General features: G+C 56.3%; 1 protein-coding gene. It reads right to left on the reverse strand.

The genetic code is table 11. From position 1 onward, the window contains the following. A partial coding sequence (gene endA / locus MKP05_RS21615; RefSeq protein ID WP_240570180.1) for a deoxyribonuclease I occupies window positions 1-522 on the reverse strand: 522 nt, incomplete at both ends.

A 522-nucleotide genomic window follows, 5' to 3' on the forward strand; every position in this document is an offset into this window, starting at 1 on the left:
CATACGGATTATGGTTGCCCTGCACTTTCGCGATGCGCTCATCACGTTCACATTCCCAGGCGGTGACCGGGTACTGTTTATTCCAGGCGGTAAACAGCTGAGTTTGCTGGCGGGAAAGATTCAGCTGATAGCGGTCGCGCATATAGAAGTAGGTGCGGGCGATGGCGCCGCGAGCGCGGGCAGGGGGCTCGGCGATTTTATCTTTAAAATCGACCTTCATGGTGCACTGGCCGTACTGGCCTTCACCGCCGTTCCACTGGCTGTACATAAAGTTGCCGCGATCGCCATTCACTTCTCCCACCGCCGGCTGCAGGTTGTGCATATCGCTTTCCATCTTGCGGTATTCCGGATCTTTGGCGCAGTTTTTACGTCCACCCTCCTGCCAGCACTGACGCTGATGGCCGAACTGCCATGCCGGCACTACGTGCTCCCATTCAACCCGGCTGGCGCGGTTCTCATTTTTACGCACTTTATAGCCGCAGGATTCCAAACCGATAACGCCTTTTTTCCCCTGCCAGTGGA

Origin of the sequence: Halomonas flagellata (assembly GCF_022487945.1) — a bacterium.
Lineage (GTDB): Bacteria > Pseudomonadota > Gammaproteobacteria > Pseudomonadales > Halomonadaceae > Halomonas > Halomonas flagellata.